We start from the raw sequence: 1696 nt of genomic DNA, 5'->3' as shown, positions 1-1696 counted from the left end.
GTAAAGCGATGGACGTGGTTAACCCTACTAATTAGATCGCTTGGCCTTGGTAGTCCTGGACGAAGTGGCCCCGTAGACGTTATGCGGGGCTACTTTCATTTGTCCACTAAAAAATAAACCCCGCAGATTTCTCTACGGGGTTTATTTCTGTAACTCGTGATTAACGAGGGCACACTGACTATGTGGTTGCATATTAGCACCACTGGATTGTCCACAGCCATTGGTACCTCAAGGGTTGCGAAAATGAATTTCGCATAAGTTCATCCCTGCGTGTCGCTGTAGCTCAGAGGATAGAGCAGCACACCGACTATGTTGCAGGTCGCGAGTTCGAATCTCGCCAGTGACACGCACACTAAGTGGCCTTACGGTTTGTCGCGTAGGGCCACTTTGGATTTCAAGCCAACAAACTAAACCCCGCAGATTTCTCTACGGGGTTAATTTCTGTAACTCTGTGGTGCACCAATGCGACTCTTAAAGATTAACACTGGTTAGGCTTCTTTTGTTTTGTGTAACGATATTTGAAGGCAAGAGTGTGAATTGCGAAACTACTCCGAGTAACGAGAATTTCTGCTTTAATTAGTGAAGTTGAGCCGGGCTATTAAGCCCGACCCAACTGCCTTATGCGAACTCAGAGAGCTATCTGATCAGGTCCGTCGGTATTTCTCCGACGGGCCTTTCGCATCTCCCAGAAACGAATTCTGAGTGACTTAAGTTGCAGATTTATGAAGGTTTGGGTTTAACCCATTTTCTACGGAGGTAAGGAATGTGGCCACCATCTTTATGAAATGAGAAAAACCTGCTGTTAACTGCGGATCTTTTGGAAACTCATGAATAACTAAATACCACTATGGTACGCTTTCTGGTACCACTCAAGAAAGGCTCTTAACTATGTCTATTACCGCTTCGCAGGCACGTGCTCAACTGTTTCCATTAATCGAGCAGGTAAATGAGGACATGAAGCCAGTGGTCATAACCTCGAAGGCAGGAAACGCTGTTCTCATTTCCCAGAGCGAGTACGAATCCATGATCGAAACCACATACTTGCTTTCAACTCCTGCAAATCGCGAATGGTTACTTGAATCACTTGCCCAGGCCGACCGCGGTGAATTGTTTGATCTGGAGCTTCCGATTCAAGCTGTGAAGAGTGCACCGAAGGCCACAAAGAAGCGTAAGTAAACCTCTGGCGTGGCTAAGAATAAACTGTCCTCGGTTTCAATGACCGAGCGTGCAAGCCGGGATTTGGAGTACTGGTTGCGTAGCGGCAATGCGAAAAAGATTGACCGCATAAACGCACTGATCCAGAGTTGTTTGACAGATCCGTTCACTGGAATTGGCGTGCCCGAGCAGTTGAGATTTCACGATCAAGCTACGTATACACGTCGAATAGATACGACTCACAGATTGGTCTATCGGATCGAGGATAAGGCGCTAGTAATAATCTCTTCACGCTTTCACTACGAAAAATAGGTAGTTGGCGTATTGATTTGTAATTACTTGCACAAAGAGAAGTAGATGGGCAAGAACTAAATCCCGCTGATTTTTCTAAGGTAGTTATTAGTTAAATGGAATGGCTAAGAAGATTCTGACAAGTTGTTCTAGGCAGCCACAGCGAGAGGGTAGGTGAAAATTTGTGAGAAGATAAGCACATGAAGCAATTTGGCACCATTATGGCCTCAGAAATCGACGAAACCCCCAA

The 1696-nt window shown here is 45.7% G+C and carries 2 protein-coding genes and 1 pseudogene; all 3 read left to right on the top strand.

The window, feature by feature from the left end:
- Positions 1-272 precede the first annotated feature (272 nt).
- The 3 genes and pseudogenes from Q8K48_06140 (at position 273) to Q8K48_06130 (ending at position 1467) form a co-directional block, all read left to right on the top strand.
- Positions 273-346 (top strand): annotated as a pseudogene (locus Q8K48_06140).
- A gap of 542 nt (positions 347-888) precedes the next feature.
- A complete protein-coding gene (locus Q8K48_06135) occupies positions 889-1176 on the top strand; it encodes a type II toxin-antitoxin system Phd/YefM family antitoxin (protein MDP1851979.1) in 288 nt (95 codons plus the stop codon).
- 9 nt (positions 1177-1185) lie between these two features.
- A complete protein-coding gene (locus Q8K48_06130) occupies positions 1186-1467 on the top strand; it encodes a Txe/YoeB family addiction module toxin (protein MDP1851978.1) in 282 nt (93 codons plus the stop codon).
- Positions 1468-1696: the final 229 nt, after the last annotated feature.

Source organism: Candidatus Planktophila sp., from assembly GCA_030681675.1.
GTDB lineage: Bacteria > Actinomycetota > Actinomycetes > Nanopelagicales > Nanopelagicaceae > Planktophila.
Note: the sequence above shows the minus strand (reverse complement) of the source record. Positions and strands in the feature narration are given on the sequence as shown.

Excerpts from the sequence above, each read along its gene's own strand:
- Q8K48_06135 (MDP1851979.1), top strand. The coding sequence starts at position 889 with ATGTCTATTACCGCTTCGCAGGCACGTGCTCAACTGTTTCCATTAATC.